The sequence below is a fragment of the Demequina sp. genome (assembly GCF_049841215.1).
Taxonomy (GTDB): Bacteria; Actinomycetota; Actinomycetes; order Actinomycetales; family Demequinaceae; genus Demequina.
The window spans coordinates 146,963-162,540 of record NZ_JASGEO010000014.1 but is presented as its reverse complement, the minus strand read 5'-3'; the positions used below and the strand labels follow the sequence as shown (position 1 = coordinate 162,540).

Below are 15,578 nucleotides of genomic sequence, written 5' to 3'. Positions count from 1 at the left end.
GATGCTAGGCGAGTTGCTGCTCGCGGCCAGGTGCGGCGCTAGCCGCGGAAACGGAAGAGGCAGCGTTGTTACGGTGCAATCGGAACAACTGCTCGCCGGGCGCGGGGACGTCGTCCACCCCACCAACACTCCACGGGTTGCAGCGCGCAATCCGCCACATCGCGAGCCCGCTGCCAACGAAAGCGCCATGAACTCGCACGGCCTCCATGCCGTAGTGGGAGCACGACGGGTAGTACTTGCAGCTCGCAGGCGTCATGGGCGACAAGACCAGTTGGTAGCCACGAATGAGTCCCATCACAGCGACGCGAGGGGCGCGCGCAACAGCCTGGGAAACGGTGGTCATGCGCTCACCTTAGTCAGTGCCTGCCCGACGGCCCCGCGCACGTCCGCGTCTAGCGAACCAAAGCTCGCGACGGCAGCCGGGGGGAGGGCGCGCACCACCACTGCTGTACCAGCGGGGAGAGTGGGGAGAGCCTCGGACATGATGGCGCGGAGGCGGCGCTTGACGCGGTTCCTCACCACGGCACCTCCTACGGCCCTAGAAACAGCGAAACCGGCCATGCTTTTCGCATCGCCGGTAAGCGCCACATGCACTACCACGGTGTTCCGGCCCGCTCGCGCTCCATGACGCATCACCTTCTGAAAGTCGGTGGATGACGTCAGTCGCGAGTCAGCCGGCAGCACCCCTACGCCGAGATTTCGGAGCGTCCCTTGCGGCGACGGGCCGCGAGGATCGAGCGTCCTGCGCGGGTGCGCATACGCAGACGGAAGCCGTGCGTCTTGGCACGCTTGCGGTTGTTCGGCTGGAAGGTCCGCTTGCTCACGGCATGGCTCCTGAAACGACGATTTGGGGGTGGTCAAACAGCGCATTAACGTTACGCGAAGATGACCCCCTGGTCAAATTCTGTCGCTCGCGTTGGTAGTGCGCCGTGAACAGGCTAGGCTCCACCATCACGGCCTCTACATTGTGCACGACACGCCGTGGGGCCAGGTTACGAACGGGTGACACTGCCTCAACCGGCTGTGAACAACACTGTGGAAGACACTCAACCCTGAGGGGAAAGCATGACGGAGACGGCCAGCGACTTGCCCGTCGACGAGGTGTGGTCGCGCGCTGTTCAGCAGCTGATTCGCGATGAGCAACTCTCCCCGCAGCACCGTTCCTTTCTGCGTCTCGTCAAGCCCCTCGCGATCGTTGAGGACAACGTCTTTCTGGCCGTGGCGGAAGACTTCACCAAGAACTACGTGGAATCCACCATTCGTGGTCCCGTTACCGAGGCGCTGTCGAACGTCATCGGCCGCGAGGTTCGCATCGCCGTCACGGTTGACGCGTCGATCACCCCGCCACCCTCTCCAGAGGTGACGCCGGACGAGGTGCCAGCCAAACCGTCGGGCAGGCAAGCGGCGGCAGCGCCGAGCGATGATCCCCATCTCAACCCGCGCTACACCTTTGACACCTTCGTCATTGGGCCGTCCAACCGTTTTGCTCACGCCGCGGCGCTCGCCGTTGCCGAGAGCCCTGGCAAGACGTACAACCCTCTGTTCATTTACGGCGATTCTGGGCTTGGCAAGACGCACCTGCTGCACGCGATCGGCCACTACACGCTGCGCTTCAAGCCGCAAGCCAAGGTGCGCTACGTGAACTCTGAGGAGTTCACCAATGACTTCATCAATTCCATCCGCGATGACCGGTCCTTAAGCTTCAAGCGTCATTACCGCGAGGTGGACGTGCTGCTCATCGACGACATCCAGTTCTTGCAGGGCAAGGAACAGACGCTCGAGGAGTTCTTCCACACGTTCAACGCTCTGCACAACGCGGGCAAGCATGTGGTCATCACCTCTGACGTGAGCCCACGCAATCTCGACGGCATCGAGGAGCGCATGCGCACTCGCTTCGAATGGGGCCTTATGACGGACGTGCAGCCGCCGGACCTCGAGACGCGCATCGCGATCCTGCGCAAGAAGGCGGCCGCGGATGCGGTTCAGGCGCCGTCGGATGTCTTGGAGTACATCGCGTCCAACATCACGAGCAATATCCGCGAGCTCGAGGGCGCACTCATCCGCGTCACGGCCTTCGCCGCGCTCAATAAGCAGCCGGTGGATCTTGGCCTTGCCCAGGTGGTGCTTAAGGACCTCATCAGCGACGACGATTCCGAAATCACCGCATCGATGATCATCGGCACCACCGCCGAGTACTACGGCATCACCATGGACGAGCTCACGGGCACCAGCCGCAGCCGCGTCTACGTCACCGCACGGCAGATCGCCATGTACTTGTGCCGTCAGCTCACGGACCTCTCACTGCCCAAGATCGGCGAGCACTTTGGCGGCAAGGACCACACAACGGTCATGTACGCGGTGAAGAAGATCGAAGAGCAAATGGGCCAGCGCCGCCAGACGTACAACCAGGTCAACGAGATTCACGCTCGCATCAAGCAGCGCTCTCGCGGCTGATCTCTTCGCGCTTTCCTCCAAATTCTCACGACACGCCGCACCGACACGCCGTTCACACCTGTGGATAACTTTGTGGAGGTCCGTGGAAGCACGGTTTGTCCACAGGGGAACAGTTGTGAACAAATGCCCGACGCTGGGGATTGCTGGATTCGGATTCACAAGAATTCGTGTGGTTCCGTTGGTTTGTCCGCAGGGACCTCACAACTCCTGTCATGGGTTTACCAGGAGCGTCGATGAGTTTCCACAGATTGAGACCTCCCTATGACTACTTCTTGAGATCTCTAGTTATTCATCCACCGGACCTTCATGACGCTGCGCGCCGGCCCTGGTCGCCTTCCACTTGCTTGCGCGTCACAACGTTGGCGTAGTCTGTGGCGCAGTTACCTTCAGGAGTCAAGCAATGAAGTTCTCTGTCGAGCGCGATGTACTGGCCGACGCCGTGGCATGGGTTTCCCGTGCCGTCCCTGCTCGTCCCCCAGTTCCGGTTCTTGCCGGCGTCCGGATCGTCGTCGATTCCGGTGGCACCGTGACACTCTCAAGCTTCGACTACGAGGTGGCCGCACGCAGCGAGTTCGGCGCTGATGTTGACGACGCCGGCGAGGCTCTTGTGTCCGGGCGCCTCTTGCGTGAGATCGCTAACGCGCTCCCGCATAAGCCCGTGCAGTTTGTGCTCGACGGCACCAAGGTCTCCGTCACATGTGGAGCCTCACGCTTCACCTTGGCGACCATGCCCGTTGACCAGTACCCCAACCTGCCGGAGCTTCCCGAGCGCAGCGGTGTCGTTGACGGCGCGGCCCTTCAGCAGGCCGTTTCGCAGGTCACGTCGGCAGCATCCCGCGACGAGACTCTCCCCATCCTGACCGCCGTGCGCATGGAGATCGAAGGCTCCACTATCTCTCTGCTCGCCACGGACCGCTACCGGCTTGCGCTGCGCGAGCTCACCTGGAAGCCGGCGAAGTCGGATGTCTCCACGGTGGCCCTTGTGCGCGCAAAGACCCTGGCAGATACCGCGAAGGCGCTTGGCCACGGCGACGTTGACGTGGCGCTTGGCGAGGGAACCGGCGTTGACCTCATCGGCTTCTCTGCCGGAGGGCTCGTCACCACCTCGCAGCTCATGGACGGCGACTACCCCCCGGTGCGTCGCCTCTTCCGCGACGAGAACCCCATCACCGCCGTGGTCCGCACCCAAGACCTCATCGATGCCACGCGGCGCGTGTCCCTCGTTGCCGAACGCAACTCCTCGGTGCGTCTCGCCTTCGCGGAGGGCGAGGTGGTGCTCGACGCCGGCCAGACCGACGACGCCCAGGCCTCGGAGGCGCTCGAGTCCACGCTCGAGGGCGACGCGATCACGGTCGCGTTCAACCCCCAGTACTTGCTCGATGGGCTGGGCGCCCTCGCCACCGAGTACGTGCAGTTTGGCTTCCTCCAAGAGACCAAGCCCGTGGAGTTCGTTGGCATCGACAAGCCGGGCGGCACTGTCGCTGCCGAGTTCCGCTACTTGCTGGTGCCCATCCGCATCACCTCGTGATGCTCGCGGTCTCGCCGTGCACGTTGCCCACCTCCAACTCGCGGATTTTCGCTCCTACCCAGAGCTAGATCTGGCGCTGGACGCAGGCGTCACCACCTTTGTAGGCCGCAACGGCCAAGGCAAGACCAACCTGGTGGAGGCGGTGCGGTATCTCTCCACACTCTCCTCTCATCGCGTAGCGTCCGACGCTCCGCTCATCAAGGCGGGCAAGGAACGTGCCGTGGTGGGCGCCAAGGTTGTCAAGGGTGGCCGATCGCTCACGCTCGAGGTGACCATTCAGCCGGGAAAGGCGAAGACGGCTCGACTTGGCAGGGCGGCCGCGCGGCCGCGCGATCTGGTGGGGATACTCCGCACGGTGGTGTTTGCTCCCGAGGACCTTGCGCTGGTCAAGGGTGACCCGTCTACTCGCCGGGCGTTCATGGACGAGTTGTGTGTGGCGCTCGCTCCCGTCCACTCCGGAGTGATCGCGGACTATGAGCGCGTGCTGCGACAGCGCACGTCGCTGCTCAAGACCGCGCGCAACGCACGTGTGGATCTCACCACGCTCGACATCTGGGATGAGAAACTCGCTGAACTCGGCGGAAAAATCGTCGCCGCGCGGCTCGCTTCGCTCGCCGCGCTGCGCCCGTACGCGGAGACCGCGTATCAAGACGTCGCCCCTGGCAGTGCGCCATTCTCGCTGACGTACTCTTCCGCGCTCGACACGTCGAGCGCGGAGGCCAGCGCGCTTGGGGCCCAGATCCTCGCAACGATCGGTGATCGCCGCCAGCAAGAGATCGAGCGCGGCGTGTGCCTGGTTGGCCCGCATCGCGATGACGTCGAGATCGCGATCGGCGACCTTCCCGCGAAGGGCTACGCGAGCCATGGCGAGAGCTGGTCGTGCGCCTTGGCGCTCAGGCTCGCCTCATACGACCTGCTGACGGCCGACGGCGGCCCCGACTCCGAGGCGGACGGTGAGCCCGTGCTCATCCTCGACGATGTCTTTGCCGAACTCGACTCCGGCCGCCGCGCGGCTCTCGCCGCGCGGATAGCCACCGCGAGCCAAGTTCTCATCACCGCAGCCGTCGCCGAGGATGTGCCGCCGGCGCTCGAGGGATCGGTTTTCGAGGTCTCGTCTGGCACGGTGACTCGACGTGACTGACGAGATTCCCCCAGACTCCGCGCCCAAGGATCCCCACGCCATGGCGAGGGAAGCGATGGAGCGAGCCAGAGCGTCGGCCAGGCAGAGGGGAGCGCGAAAGACGTCAGCTTCCCGCGGCCGCTCTGCGAAGCACGACGCACGCCGATCGACGGAGCCGTTCACGTCCGGGCGCGATCCGCGGCCGATGTCCGATGCCGTGGAAACCCTGCTCAAGCGGATGGGGTGGACCGAGCAGGTGGAGGTGGCGGCGGTGACCGCGAGGTGGCGAGAGGTGGTCGGTGACCAGATCGCCGATCACTGCGAACCGCTTGGGTTTGACGAGGGGAAGCTCACGGTGAGGGCGTCGTCGACGGCGTGGGCCACGCAGCTGACGCTCATGGCGGGGCAGATCCGGCACCGCATCAACGAGGAGTTTGGGCGAGACATCGTTGGTGAACTGGTGGTGCTTGGGCCCACCGCGCGGAGCTGGGTCAAGGGGCCGCGCACCGTTCCCGGCCGTGGACCAAGGGACACGTACGGATGAGTTGGGTTGTAGGTTCTGAACTCGCACGCGGCGCCACCGCGGTGATCACGCGCGGCGAGCCGGGCACCGTGGTGAAGACGCTGACGCGCGAGCTGCCCGCGATCGTGATGCAACTTGAGGCGGCGGGAACCCAGGCGGCGATGGCCGCGGGGCTGCCGTGCGCGGCGCTGCTCGCCGCGGACTTTGAGGGTGAGCCGCCCTCGCTCACGTTCGAATATGTGGAGGGTGCGATGCTCGCGCGTCTCTACGAGGAGTTGGGCCCGGGCGCGGTGGGGGTGATGCTCGCGGATCTCCAGCACCAGGTGCGTCAGGTTCCGGCCCCAGCCGTGATCCCCATCGAGGACTTCCTCGGCTTTCAGTTGGGCAACCCTGCGATTCCCGAAAATCTCGCCGCCGCTGCGCTGCGAGACCTCGCGCGCCTCACGGCGCGCTCGGAACGGGTGCTGTGCCACATGGATCTGCACGATGCGAATGTTCTGTATGGGCCGCGGGGCCCGGTGATCATCGACTGGATGAACGCGTCTGCGGCACCGCCGGAGGCGGACGTGGCGCGCACGCGCGTGGTCGTTGGGCACGAACGCTTCAACTCCCCCGACGAGGAGCAGGCGCTGACCGAGATGCTCGACGCGTACCTTCGCCGCACCGAGGAACTGGTGCCCGGGTTGGTGGGGGCTTCGCGCGAGTGGGATCGCGTACTCGCCGCGGCCAGGCTCGATGAGCACCCGGGGCCCGCGGAGCGCGAGGCGATCCTCGCCCGCTGGTCGCGCTGACTCGCTGACTCGCTGTTCGAGCGCGCACCCCGGAGCGCCCTGGCGGCAACCAGCAGGTCGCATACCCGCCTTAAGACGCGTCCGTTGCCGCCAGCGTGCATGTGGCTGGGGAGGGGCAGCTGGCTGGGGAGGGGCACGCGGCTTCCCATTGCGGCCACCCGGGCGCCCAACCCATCCCGACGCTGGGGTCACCCGAGCGCCCAACCCCACCACAGCGTCGGGCAGGCTTGGAATTTGCTAGGCGCGGAACTATCCACAGATAGCCCTGAAACGCCCAGGAAAGCCGCCAGATCGCGCTAGAATCGAGCGAGATAGCACGCATGCCGTATTGGCGCGTGTCAGGCGCTTGGAAGGCGAATTCGTGGCCCAGAAGGACAAGAAGGAAACGACCCCTGCCTACGGCGCGGAGAACATCACCGTTCTGGAAGGCCTCGAGGCCGTCCGCAAGCGCCCCGGCATGTACATCGGTTCCACCGGTGAGCGCGGCCTGCACCACCTAGTTTACGAGGTCGTCGACAACTCCGTCGATGAGGCGCTCGCGGGATATTGCGACACCATCACCGTGACGCTCCTGGCAGATGGCGGTGTGCGCACCACAGACAACGGTCGCGGCATCCCCGTCGACATTCACCCCACCGAGGGCAAGCCCACCGTCGAGGTCGTTATGACGATCCTCCACGCGGGCGGAAAGTTCGGCGGCGGCGGGTACGCGGTCTCCGGCGGCCTCCACGGCGTGGGCATCTCCGTGGTGAACGCGCTCAGCTACAAGGTGGAGACCGAGGTCAAGCGCCAGGGTCACGTGTGGCGCCAGACCTTCGCCGAGGGCGGCAAGCCGCAAGGCACCCTCGTCAAGGGAGAGAAGACCGACGAGACCGGAACGCAACAGACGTTCTGGGCAGACCCGGCCATCTTCGAGACCACGGTCTACGACTTCGAGACGCTCCGCGCTCGCTTCCAGCAGATGGCCTTCCTCAACAAGGGCTTGAGCATCACGCTCACCGATGAGCGCCCTGAGCACATTGCGCCCGACGCTGATGCCACTGACGACGAAGCGCCCACTTCTCGCTCGGTCACCTACAAGTACGACGGTGGCTTGGTTGACTATGTGGCTCACCTCAACGCCACCAAGAAGGTGGAGGTTGTGCACCCTGAGGTGATCTCGCTCGAGGCCGAGGACACCGACGCGAAGATTTCGGTAGAGCTCGCGCTGCAGTGGACCAACGGATACAGCGAAGGCGTCTACACCTACGCGAACACCATCTCCACCACGGAGGGCGGCACGCACGAGGAGGGCTTCCGCGCCGCGTTGACCTCTCTCGTCAACAAGTACGCGCGGGACAAGGGCCTACTCAAGGAGAAGGACGAGAACCTCACGGGCGACGACGTCCGCGAGGGCCTCACCGCCGTCATCTCTGTGAAGTTGGGCGAGCCGCAGTTCGAGGGACAGACCAAGACCAAGCTGGGCAACACCATCGCGAAGACGTTTGTGCAGAAGGTGGTCAACGAGCGGCTCACCGACTGGTTCGATTCGCACCCCAACGAGGGCCGCGACGTGATCCGCAAGGCGATTCAGGCGTCGCAGGCGCGGCTCGCGGCGCGCAAGGCGCGCGAGGCCACGCGGCGAAAGGGCCTGCTGGAGTCGGGCGGAATGCCCGGAAAGCTGCGCGACTGCTCGTCCAAAGACCCGTCGATCTCCGAGATCTTCCTGGTGGAGGGCGACTCGGCAGGCGGCTCCGCCGTGCGCGGGCGCAACCCTGAGACGCAGGCGATCCTGCCGCTGCGCGGCAAGGTGCTCAACGTGGAGCGGGCCCGCCTGGACAGGGCGCTCGCGAACACCGAGATCCAGGCGCTGTTCACCGCGTTCGGCTCCGGCATCGGCGACGAGTTCGACATCGAGAAGGCCAGATATCACAAGATCGTGCTGATGGCCGATGCCGATGTTGACGGCCAGCACATCCGCACGCTGTTGCTCACGGTGCTGTTCCGCTACATGCGGCCGCTCATCGAGGCCGGTTACGTGTACCTCGCCAACCCGCCGCTGTATCGCATCAAGTGGTCCAACGCGGATCACGACTACGCGTTCAGCGACCGCGAACGCGACGGCATGATCGAGGCCGGCAAGGCCGCGGGCCGCAAGCTCCCCAAGGAGAACGGCATCCAGCGCTACAAGGGTCTTGGCGAGATGGACTACTCGGAGCTGTGGGACACCACGATGAATCCCGAGACCCGCACGCTGTCCCAGATCACGATGGACGATGCCGCGCTCGCGGACGAGACCTTCTCCATCCTCATGGGCGACGACGTCGAGTCTCGCCGCAGCTTCATCCAGCGCAACGCGAAGGACGTGAGGTTCCTTGACATCTGAAATCACCGAACCGCACAACCACGGCCAGATCGAGCAGGTCGATCTCAATGTGGAGATGCAGCAGTCCTACCTGGACTACGCCATGTCCGTCATCGTGGGGCGCGCCCTTCCGGACGTAAGGGATGGGCTCAAGCCCGTCCACCGCAGGGTCATCTACGCGATGTACGACGGCGGCTACCGGCCCGACCGGGCGTTCTCCAAGTGCACTCGCATCATCGGCGAGGTGATGGGTAACTACCACCCGCACGGAGACGGCGCCGTCTACGACACCTTGGTGCGCATGGTGCAGGACTGGTCCCTGCGCTACCCGCTGGCCGACGGCCAGGGCAACTTCGGTTCGCCAGGTAACGACCCCGCTGCTGCACACCGCTACACCGAGTCGCGCATGTCCCCCATCGCCATGGAGATGGTGCGGGACATCGACAAAGAGACGGTGGACTTCAAGGACAATTACGACGGCCGCACGCAAGAGCCGATCGTTCTGCCTGCGAGGTTCCCCAACCTGCTCGTCAATGGCTCCGCCGGTATCGCCGTGGGTATGGCAACGAACATCCCTCCGCACAACCTGCGCGAGGTCGCCGCGGGAGTGCAGTGGTTCCTCGAGAACCCCCAGGCGTCGCGCGAAGAACTGCAGGACGCGCTCATCGAGCGCATCCAGGGACCGGACTTCCCCACCGGGGCGATGATTCTGGGCCGCCGCGGCATCGAGGACGCGTACCGCACGGGCCGCGGCTCCATCACGATGCGTTCCGTGGTCACGGTGGAGGAACTGCAGGGTCGCCAGTGCCTCGTGGTCACCGAGCTGCCGTACCAGGTGAACCCAGACAACCTCGCGCTCAAGATCGCGGAGTTGGTGAAGGAAGGCAAGATCACCGGCATCGCGGACATCCGCGATGAGACCTCTGGACGCACGGGTCAGCGCCTCGTGATCGTGCTTAAGCGCGACGCCGTGGCCAAGGTGGTGCTCAACAACCTCTACAAGCACACCCAACTGCAAGAGACCTTCGGCGCCAACATGGTCGCGCTGGTCGACGAGGTGCCGCGCACGCTCAGCATCGATGCCTTTGTGCGCCATTGGGTGACGCACCAGATCGAGGTGATCCAGCGTCGGACCGAATACCGCTTGCGGGAGGCCGAGCGCGAAGCCCACATCCTGCGCGGCTACGTCAAGGCGCTCGACCAGCTGGACGAGGTCATCGCGCTCATCCGCCGCTCCCCCAACGTGGACGAGGCCCGCGAGGGGCTGATGAAGCTGCTCGACGTGGACGAAATTCAGGCCACCGCGATCCTCAACCTGCAGCTGCGCCGCCTCGCGGCCCTGGAGCGGCAGAAGATCGAGGACGACTACGCCAAGCTCATGACGGAGATCGAGGACCTCATGACGATCCTCGCCTCCGAGAGCCGCCAGCGGACGATCATCTCCGAGGAGCTCGCTGAGATTGTGCGCAAGTTCGGCGACGAGCGCCGCACGGAGATCTCGCCGTTCGACGGCTCCGTGGACTTTGAGGACCTCATCGCCGAGGAGGAGGTCGTGGTCACGATCACCTCCGGCGGGTACGCGAAGCGCACGCGCTCGGACCAGTACCGGGCGCAGCGTCGCGGCGGCCGCGGCGTGCGTGGGGCGACCCTGCGCAGCGACGACGTGGTGAACCACTTCTTCGTGACCACCACCCACCACTGGTTGCTGTTCTTCACCAACCTTGGTCGCGTGTATCGCGCCAAGGCGTACGAGCTGCCAGAGGGCGGCCGCGACTCCAAGGGCCAGCATGTGGCGAACATGCTCGCGTTCCAGCCGGGCGAGGAGATCGCGCAGGTCTTGGCGCTCAAGTCGTACGACGACAAGCCGTACCTGGTGCTCGCGACCAAGCGCGGCCTGGTGAAGAAGACGGACCTCACCGCGTACGACTCCAACAGGAGTGGTGGCCTCATCGCGATCAACCTCCGCGACGTGGAGGGTGAGGATGGTTCGCTGCAGCCCGATGAGCTGGTGGCCGCGCGCCTCGTCGGGCCCGAGGACGACCTGCTTCTCGTGTCCCGCAAGGGCCAGTCCATCCGCTTCACCGCCGACGACACACAGCTGCGCCCCATGGGCCGCGCCACCTCTGGCGTGACGGGCATGAAGTTCCGCGATGCGGACGAGCTGCTCGCCGCAGACGTCGTCACTCCGGGCATGTTCTCCCTGGTAGTCACCGAAGGCGGCTACGCCAAGCGCACCGACATGGACGAGTACCGCGTCCAGGGCCGCAACGGTTACGGCATCAAGGTGGCCAAGCTGCAAGAGCAGCGCGGCGACCTCGTTGGCGCGCTGCTCGTTGAGGAGGCCGACGAGGTGCTCGTCATCATGGAGTCCGGCAAGGTCATGCGCTCCCCCGTGGAGGGCGTGCCCGCCAAGGGCCGCGACACCATGGGCGTCATCTTCGCCAAGCCCGCCGAGGGCGACCGCATCATCGCGGTGGCTCGCAACGTGGAGCGGAACCTTGGTGAGGAAGACTTGGCGGAGGGCGCTGAGGAGCCAGCCACCGAGGTGCCCGCGGCCGAGTAGGCGCCGCCAGGACTCCTATTGGTGGCTCAGGTTTACCCCTGGAAGCCGCCCGACGGCCAACCCGGCTTGCGTTGCCAACTCGCCACAGCGTCGGGCCGGCAGCCCTAGTCTTCGAGCACCGTGTGCGCGGCCGCGCCGTGGTCGGCGGGCGTCCGCACAAAGAGCAGCAGCACCAGGCCAATCGCCACCACGGTGATGATTCCGAGCGTCCCCCACAGTGTGGCGCCCGTGATCCCCACCGCGATCGCCCACGCGATCGGCGACATGAACGAGGCCGCGCGGCCGGTGGTGGCGTACAGACCGAACATCTCGGTCTCGCGGCCAACCGGAGAAACGCGCGCCAGCAGAGATCGCGACGCGGCCTGGGCCGGCCCCACCATTCCCGCAAGTAGCAGGCCAAAGATCCAGAACGTGATGTTCCCGAGCGAGTGGAGGAACGCCACCGCGAGCCCACCAATCACGATGCCGCACAGCGCGGCGATGATCACGGTGCGGGGGCCGATCCAGTCGTCGAAGCGCCCGGAGATGAGCGTCACCAGCCCCGCCACCAGGTTGGCCGCAATGCCGAACATGATGACCTCTTGGTCGCTGAAGTCGTAGGCGTTGGCGGCGATCACGGCGCCGAACACGAACACGCCAGCAAGCCCATCGCGGTACACCGCGGACGCCGCGAGGAACCACAGCGTGGAGCGCGCCTCTCGCCACAGCCCGCGCACCGAGTGCCACAGCAGCACGTACGCGTAGAGAATGCCGCCGCCGTCACCGCGCGGAACGGCGGGCGCCTCGGGCACAAAGCGGAAGAGCGGCCAGGCGAAGATCACGGTCCAGATGGCGCACCCCACCGCGATGAGCCGGTAGGCCATGCCGTTGGACGTGTCGATGCCGAACCAGTCAAACGAATCCGCGACCACCACCAGCACCAGCGCGATGATGCCCCCGATGTACCCAAGGCCCCACCCAAGTCCGGACACTCGCCCGGCCGTGCGCGGCGTCGACACCTGCACCAGCATGGCGTTGTAGTTCACGGAGGCGATCTCGCCAATCACCGAGCCCACCGCAAGGATGCACACGCCAAGCAGGAAGTAGGAAGGAGACGCCTGCACAAAGTAGAGCGCAAGCATCGAGATCACCAGCAGCACCGTGGTCCAGCCGAGCCACGCCTTCCGCCGTCCCGTGCGGTCCGCGAGCTGGCCGAGCACCGGCGCCACGAGCGCCACGCCGATTCCCGCGAGTGCCATCGCCCACGCCACGGTTCCGGACAGCCCGGCCAGCGCGGTGTCGTGATCCTCGCCCGGCTTGATGAAGTCACCGGATACCAGGTACAACGCGGTGAACACAAAGGTGAGGATCACCGTGTTGAATGGCTGCGTTGCCCAGTCCCACAGCGCCCACGAGAACACTTGCTTGCGCGGAATGCGGGTGGGTTCGGCGTCCAGTGGCGTCATCGTTGACGGTTCGCTCATGGCGTTAGTGTGGCGCACTCGCATGAACGGTGGGTGACGGCACGGCTAGATTCGTACCGTGGATTTCCTGCCCGACGTTCTGGCTGGCTTCAGCGCCGCCGCCACCGATGGCGTCACCCTGGTACGGGACGACGGCGCACCCGCCTCTCCCCGAGCCGCGGTCTTGCACGTGCACGGCTACAACGACTACTTCTATCAAGCCGAGCTGGCAGAGTGGTTCCGCGAGCAGGGTGTCGCGTTTTTTGCGGTGGATATGCGGCGGTCTGGGCGTTCGCTCAAGCCCGGCGAGCACGCACATGACATGGCGGACCTCGCCGAACAGGGTGATGACATCACCACCGCGGCTCTCGCGGTTGCGGAGCTCTACCCTGACCTGCCGCTCTTCGTGCACGCGCACTCGACGGGGGCACTCGCGGCCGCGATCTGGGCGGCGGACCGGCCCACGCCGAACACGGGTGGCGTGATCCTCAACTCCCCGCTCTTTGGCCTCGCAATGACGCGCCGCGACCGCGCGGCCATGCGCGCGCTCCCCGCCCTGGTGCGGATCCGCCCGGGGATGATCGTGGGCGACCGGCCCGCCATCTACGCCAAGTTCCTGCACACCAGTGGCGGCGGGCCCGCTGAGTTCGACTTCGCATGGAAGACCCCGCGCGGCGTGCCCGCCACGGCGCGATGGATGAACGCGGTCAATCGCGGATGGGCGCGCATCGCCGCCGGCGCCGAGGTGCAGGTGCCCACGCTCGTTGCGCACAGCGACTCGTCCGGACCGGAGCGCGACGACAATCCCCGCATCCTCGAGCAAGACGTGGTGATCGACACGGAAGCGATCGTGCGCGGGATCCCCAAGCTGGGCCCGCTCGCGCGGGAACTGGTGGTGCCCGGAGGCATCCACGACCTCAGCCAGTCGGCCCCCGGCCCGCGCAAGGTCTACCTCGACGGGGTGGCCGCCTTCATCGATGAGGTGCTGGGTTGAGCACCGCGCTCCCGCAGCTCACTCGCTAGCGTGCCGCGCCCACTTCCCTGAGTCCCTGAGTGTCAGGTTCCGCGCAAATCCGGCACTGAGGTACTCAGGGAAACCGCGGCACCGCGCTCGCAGTAGCGTGAGGACGTGAGCCACCCGTACTTCGACACCGGCGGCGCGATCGCCGCGCTCGCCCACCGTGGCTTCGACCTCGACGGTCTCGAGAACTCGATGCGCGCCTTCCAGGCGGCGGTTGACCTTGGCTACCACTACGTCGAAACTGACGCCCACGGCACCAGCGACGGCGTGGCGGTTGCTCTTCACGATGCGAGCCTTGACCGCACCACGGACGCCAAGGGCAACGTCGCGGACCTCCCATGGAGCGAGGTCAAGGGGGCGAAGATCGGCGGCGTGGAACCGGTGCCGCTCTTCGAGGATCTGCTCGGCACCTGGCCAACACTCAGGGTCAACGTGGACGTCAAGGCCGTAAGCGGAATCGAGCCCATCGCGAGCGCCATCGAGCGCACCAACGCCCACGATCGCGTCTGTGTCGCGTCCTTTTCGGCAGCCCGACGGCTCGCCACAGTCAAGCGGCTGTCTCGCCCAGTTGCGACGTCAGCAGGCACCACGGAGTTCGCGCGGTTCTGGGCGGGAGCCGGCGTGGGGCTGCGTGGCCATCGTCCCATCCGGCACGTGGACGCGCTGCAGGTGCCGTGGAAGGCGGGCCGGATGACGGTGCTCGGCCGCCGCCACATCGAGAAGGCCCACGCCGCCGGCACCGACGTATACGTGTGGACCATCAACGACCCCAACGACATGGAGACCCTCCTCGACCTCGGCGTGGACGGCCTCGTCAGCGACCGCGCGGACCTTCTCAAGGAGGTCTTGATCAAGCGCGGGCGGTGGATGGACTAGGCGATAGCGCAACCCACATGTTGGGCATCGCGCATCCCCCAGGTACCCTGGGAGACTGAACGCCTCAGGAGGGGCGCACGCAAGGAGACGTTTATGGCCGCGAACGACAGCGGAAACCTCTACACCCCGTCAACCGGCACTGAGCCGGCCCCGGTCACCGCAGAGACGCCGCGCCGTTCGGCATTCCGGCCCATCAACTCCACCGCAGCTCCCACGGCCGCACCCGCCGCCCCGGCAACCGCGCCCGCCTCCACGACACCCTTCCAGTGGACCGCCCAGCCGTCGGCACCGGCCGCTCCCGTATCGTCGGCCCCCGCAACCACTGCGCCCGCAACCACGGCCCCAACCACCACCCCCACTCCCGTTGCTCCGGTGACGCGCCCCGTGAACCCGGCCCCAGCGTCGGACGGCGATAACGGCGGCGCGTTCTCCGTTGGCGTGGACAAGGTCAAGGGCTTTGCATTGCGCGCCAAGAACTCGCTCACGGAGGGCGATGACCTCTCCGCGTCCGCGAAGCGCGGCGGCCCCCGCAAGGCCCGCGTGCTCGTGAGCCGCATCGACCCGTGGTCGGTGCTGAAGATCGGCTTCCTGCTGTCGATCGCGATCGGCATCATGATGGTCGTCGCCGTGTTCGTGCTTTGGAACGCGCTCAACGAGTTTGGGCTGTTCGCGCTCGTGGACGAGTGGGTCGCCAAGCTCTTCGAGGGCGAGCAGCCCATCGACATCACCAAGATCTTCGAGCTCAACAAGGTGATGTCCGCCACCATCCTCGTGTCCGTGATGAACGTGGTGCTGCTCACCGCGCTGTCGACGATTGGCGCGTTCTTGTACAACACGGTGTCTTCCGTGGTGGGTGGCGTGTACGTCACCCTTACTGACGACTGATTTCTGCCCGACGCTGTGGCCACCTCAGTTT

At 65.8% G+C, this 15,578-nt stretch carries 14 protein-coding genes; 10 read left to right on the top strand and 4 right to left on the bottom strand.

Translation table 11 applies throughout. The annotated features are described in order from the left end of the window. Nucleotides 1–4 precede the first annotated feature (4 nt). The 3 genes from yidD to rpmH are packed head-to-tail and all read right to left on the bottom strand — an operon-like array spanning nucleotide 5 to nucleotide 824. Nucleotides 5–343, bottom strand: a complete 339-nt coding sequence (gene yidD, locus QM618_RS08575; RefSeq protein WP_428097056.1) for a membrane protein insertion efficiency factor YidD — start codon at nucleotides 341–343, stop codon at nucleotides 5–7. Beyond that, the gene (rnpA, locus tag QM618_RS08570; RefSeq protein WP_428097053.1) at nucleotides 340–684 is read right to left on the bottom strand and encodes a ribonuclease P protein component; all 345 of its coding nucleotides are present in this window, start codon (nucleotides 682–684) and stop codon (nucleotides 340–342) included. Before rnpA ends, yidD begins: the two co-directional genes overlap by 4 nt. Nucleotides 685–686: 2 nt before the next feature. Then, nucleotides 687–824: a 50S ribosomal protein L34 gene (rpmH, locus tag QM618_RS08565; RefSeq protein WP_428097049.1), complete on the bottom strand. Its 138-nt coding sequence runs from the start codon at nucleotides 822–824 to the stop codon at nucleotides 687–689. Between the two features lie 241 nt (nucleotides 825–1,065). Between rpmH and dnaA the strand changes: the two genes are divergently transcribed. The 7 genes from dnaA to gyrA all read left to right on the top strand — a co-directional run bounded on the left by dnaA (nucleotide 1,066) and on the right by gyrA (nucleotide 11,323). Beyond that, nucleotides 1,066–2,454, top strand: a complete 1,389-nt coding sequence (dnaA, locus tag QM618_RS08560) for a chromosomal replication initiator protein DnaA (protein WP_428097046.1) — start codon at nucleotides 1,066–1,068, stop codon at nucleotides 2,452–2,454. 400 nt (nucleotides 2,455–2,854) lie between these two features. After that, nucleotides 2,855–3,982, top strand: coding sequence for a DNA polymerase III subunit beta (gene dnaN / locus QM618_RS08555; RefSeq protein WP_428097043.1), 1,128 nt, complete (start codon nucleotides 2,855–2,857; stop codon nucleotides 3,980–3,982). 16 nt (nucleotides 3,983–3,998) lie between these two features. Then, complete coding sequence (recF, locus tag QM618_RS08550) at nucleotides 3,999–5,123, top strand: DNA replication/repair protein RecF (RefSeq protein ID WP_428097040.1); 1,125 nt, start codon at nucleotides 3,999–4,001, stop codon at nucleotides 5,121–5,123. Next, nucleotides 5,116–5,646: a DUF721 domain-containing protein gene (locus QM618_RS08545; protein ID WP_428097036.1), complete on the top strand. Its 531-nt coding sequence runs from the start codon at nucleotides 5,116–5,118 to the stop codon at nucleotides 5,644–5,646. Before recF ends, QM618_RS08545 begins: the two co-directional genes overlap by 8 nt. Continuing rightward, nucleotides 5,643–6,416 (top strand): phosphotransferase, encoded by a 774-nt coding sequence (locus QM618_RS08540; protein WP_428097032.1) that lies wholly within the window; start codon nucleotides 5,643–5,645, stop codon nucleotides 6,414–6,416. The genes QM618_RS08545 and QM618_RS08540 overlap by 4 nt, the downstream gene beginning before the upstream one ends. A 361-nt stretch (nucleotides 6,417–6,777) precedes the next feature. Beyond that, complete coding sequence (gyrB, locus tag QM618_RS08535; protein ID WP_428097029.1) at nucleotides 6,778–8,781, top strand: DNA topoisomerase (ATP-hydrolyzing) subunit B; 2,004 nt, start codon at nucleotides 6,778–6,780, stop codon at nucleotides 8,779–8,781. Further along, nucleotides 8,771–11,323: a DNA gyrase subunit A gene (gene gyrA, locus QM618_RS08530; RefSeq protein WP_428097025.1), complete on the top strand. Its 2,553-nt coding sequence runs from the start codon at nucleotides 8,771–8,773 to the stop codon at nucleotides 11,321–11,323. The genes gyrB and gyrA overlap by 11 nt, the downstream gene beginning before the upstream one ends. 104 nt (nucleotides 11,324–11,427) lie before the next feature. Here the strand turns inward: gyrA and QM618_RS08525 are convergent, their stop codons facing one another. Then, complete coding sequence (locus QM618_RS08525) at nucleotides 11,428–12,786, bottom strand: MFS transporter (protein WP_428097021.1); 1,359 nt, start codon at nucleotides 12,784–12,786, stop codon at nucleotides 11,428–11,430. A gap of 58 nt (nucleotides 12,787–12,844) precedes the next feature. Between QM618_RS08525 and QM618_RS08520 the strand changes: the two genes are divergently transcribed. From QM618_RS08520 to QM618_RS08510, 3 genes are all read left to right on the top strand, one after another. Further along, a complete protein-coding gene (locus QM618_RS08520; RefSeq protein ID WP_428097018.1) occupies nucleotides 12,845–13,759 on the top strand; it encodes an alpha/beta hydrolase in 915 nt (304 codons plus the stop codon). Nucleotides 13,760–13,894: 135 nt separating this feature from the next. Further along, nucleotides 13,895–14,662 (top strand): glycerophosphodiester phosphodiesterase family protein, encoded by a 768-nt coding sequence (locus QM618_RS08515; protein WP_428097012.1) that lies wholly within the window; start codon nucleotides 13,895–13,897, stop codon nucleotides 14,660–14,662. A gap of 93 nt (nucleotides 14,663–14,755) precedes the next feature. Beyond that, entirely contained in the window at nucleotides 14,756–15,547 is a 792-nt protein-coding gene (locus tag QM618_RS08510; RefSeq protein ID WP_428097009.1) for a DUF3566 domain-containing protein, read from the top strand. Nucleotides 15,548–15,578 lie beyond the last annotated feature (31 nt).

Excerpts from the sequence above, each read along its gene's own strand:
- yidD (WP_428097056.1), bottom strand. The coding sequence starts at position 343 with ATGACCACCGTTTCCCAGGCTGTTGCGCGCGCCCCTCGCGTCGCTGTG.
- dnaA (WP_428097046.1), top strand. The coding sequence starts at position 1,066 with ATGACGGAGACGGCCAGCGACTTGCCCGTCGACGAGGTGTGGTCGCGC.
- dnaN (WP_428097043.1), top strand. The coding sequence starts at position 2,855 with ATGAAGTTCTCTGTCGAGCGCGATGTACTGGCCGACGCCGTGGCATGG.
- QM618_RS08540 (WP_428097032.1), top strand. The coding sequence starts at position 5,643 with ATGAGTTGGGTTGTAGGTTCTGAACTCGCACGCGGCGCCACCGCGGTG.
- QM618_RS08525 (WP_428097021.1), bottom strand. The coding sequence starts at position 12,786 with ATGAGCGAACCGTCAACGATGACGCCACTGGACGCCGAACCCACCCGC.
- QM618_RS08510 (WP_428097009.1), top strand. The coding sequence starts at position 14,756 with ATGGCCGCGAACGACAGCGGAAACCTCTACACCCCGTCAACCGGCACT.